At 62.4% G+C, this 2,377-nt stretch carries 2 protein-coding genes; both read right to left on the bottom strand.

Annotation, left to right across the window (positions count from 1 at the left end; genetic code table 11):
- Positions 1-484: 484 nt before the first annotated feature.
- Positions 485-748: a hypothetical protein gene (locus ACFHVL_RS31125; protein WP_416632191.1), complete on the bottom strand. Its 264-nt coding sequence runs from the start codon at positions 746-748 to the stop codon at positions 485-487.
- A gap of 300 nt (positions 749-1,048) precedes the next feature.
- Positions 1,049-2,377, bottom strand: a 1,329-nt coding sequence (locus tag ACFHVL_RS31120) for a nucleoside hydrolase-like domain-containing protein (RefSeq protein WP_416632189.1), incomplete at its 5' end; no start/stop codon positions are given.

Below are 2,377 nucleotides of genomic sequence, written 5' to 3'. Positions count from 1 at the left end.
CCATGTGCGGTGAGAATGCAGCAGATTGGCGTAGCCGAGGCTTGGGCCGGCAACCCTGCCCAGGAGGGCAGCACAAATGCCGCTAGTGGTTGCCCCAAGCCACGGCTTCAAGGACAGAACTTCCGTTGCCGTTGCCCTCGGCCACGGATGATCAACGCTACCCGGCTCCCAACGCGTTACATCGATAGTCATCTTGTCAGACGCGCAATCGCGTTGCAAGGGTAGTCGTTGGTGAATACCTATTCAGATTTCTGTGGATCGCCCACGACTGGCTAGATAGGAACATGTCCATTCGCGGGCCGGTGGTGTGAAGGGTTCTGGTCATGCTGCGGCAGGGTGAAGGTGGCCGTAGTCGGCCGGTGAGGGCGCTGGTATGGCATCGAGGGTGGTCGGACCGCAGGCCTGGCGCCGTTCGGTGGCGTTGAAGGCCTGGTCGACGGTGAGGTTCGGCGCGGTGTCAGACCTGATCGGCGTAGGCAGCGAGTCAGACGGCGGGGCGTACCCGGGTGAAGCTGGCGCCGATCATTCCGGGTCTGTTCGGGTGAGGTGGCTGGCCCGGCGTGGGGATGCGGTGCGCTGCAGCGTTGTGGTGCTCACGTTCGCCGGCCGAGGCGACGAAACCGTCGACCAGTGCGCTGGCGAGATGTTCCCTCGTCGCGCACGTGTGGCGCAGTTCGAACAGCACGTACTTCCACGCTGGCCCGCGGGGCTGAGTTTTGCCGCGGTGCAGCAGCGGCTCAGGACGCATTGCTGAATGCGTGACCGACCGCTTACACCGACACGCTCCTGGTCGACACTGCCGCCAATGCCACCCCGACCTCATGCCCGCGTCTCGAGGGTCGGGAACACGAACGGTGCTTGAAATTGCCCATCAATCCCCGCAATTGCCCAGTCGGACCGCGGTGCTTTCGGTCCGACTGGGCCTGGAGTTGTAGCGGGTCGGCAATGGTACGGGCGAGGGAACGGTACTCCACAGATCGTCCCGAAGACGACGAGAACCTTAGGAGCCGGACCGTGCCGCGACCACCTACTGCATGACGATGCCGCGCTACCGGATGTTCACCACCAGTCGTCGGTAGCTGGTGAGGCTAGGGCTTCCGCTGTCGGTTACCTCGAGCACGATGTAGATTCGTGCCCCGGGTGCGTTCGGAGCCACGAAGTACGCCTGATCACTGGTGCTGTTCACCAGGGTGACGCCGTTCGTCACCGGATACTGAAGCCATTTATAGGACAGTGAGTTGCCATCCGGATCGGTGGACCCAACGGCGTTGAGCGGCACAGTTGAGCCGGCGGCTACGTCAACGGTGATGACGTTGCGCGACGCGTCGCCATTCAAGTGGGCAACTGGGTTGTGGTTGGCTTGAGAGTAGGGCCGGACCATCCAGTCCATCCGCGCGGCGAAATCCCAGTTGCGGGCGTACTCCCACCGTGAAATCGAGCCCGCGCCCTCGGCCGAGCACGTCCAGCGGTTCGTGGTTGAACTTTGGAAGCTGCCGCCCCAGCCGCCCATCACCGGCTGTAGCGGATCGCCAAGACCCAACGTCCCGTTGAGTACGTGCAGGAACGACGGTGAATCACCTTCGTACACCCGCTCGTTGTTGTAGTTCCAGTTCGCCGGTGGGTAGGCCGCGCCGAGCGCACCGTGCCCGCCGATGACGTTCGCCCGCAGCCAGGTCCCGTTGAAGCCGGACCGGTTGGCCATTCCCGTGTAGCAGCCGTTGCTGATGACGGACAGGCCGGGAAAGTTGGAGCGCATCCACGCTGCGGATCCATCCTGATCGCCGATCAGGTGAACGCGGATTTTGGCTGTGAACCGTTGTACCTCAGCGGGGCTGCGGGTGTTCTGTACTTTCCAGAGTGCCTGGCCGAGTTCTCGCGGACCACCCCAGGAGACGATCCAGACCGGTGTCGGATCGGCTCGGTCGACCACGCTGATGATGTGCTCGGAGGCCTCGGTGTCCTTCCCCGCTCCAAGGATGGAGTTGGCGGGACTTCCCCAAGTGCCGTCCAGGCCTTCCTTGGTCATCGCGCGCAGCGAGTCGGGTGACAGATATGAAGGGTCATGCAGTAGTAGGTTTGGGTGAACCTGGGCGTATCGGTCGATGAGGTCGAGGATGTTTTGTTTGTTCGCGTAGTTGGCAAATGTAGCCGACGCAGCAACTAGGCCTTCGATCTGAAACTCGTTCGCGTAGCTGAGGAACCTGACCCAGGACTGCAGATCGTCCAAGTCAGACTTTTTGTCGGCCGGACCGGGCTCGCCGCCGGGGATTCCGTCGAGCGGTGGAGTGTCGCTCATGACGATGATCCGGGGTTTTGTTCCTGATGTTGGTTCTGTGACGGAGATTGTCTTGGCGAGGGAGTTGGTGCGGCTGTCGTT

The sequence above is a fragment of the Micromonospora sp. LOL_023 genome (assembly GCF_048060115.1).
Taxonomy (GTDB): domain Bacteria; phylum Actinomycetota; class Actinomycetes; order Mycobacteriales; family Micromonosporaceae; genus Micromonospora_E.
The sequence above is the reverse complement of the archived record's forward strand: the minus strand, read 5'-3'. Positions and strand labels throughout refer to the sequence as shown.

Coding starts and splice junctions, on each gene's coding strand:
- ACFHVL_RS31125 (WP_416632191.1), bottom strand. CDS start 748: ATGCGTCCTGAGCCGCTGCTGCACCGCGGCAAAACTCAGCCCCGCGGG.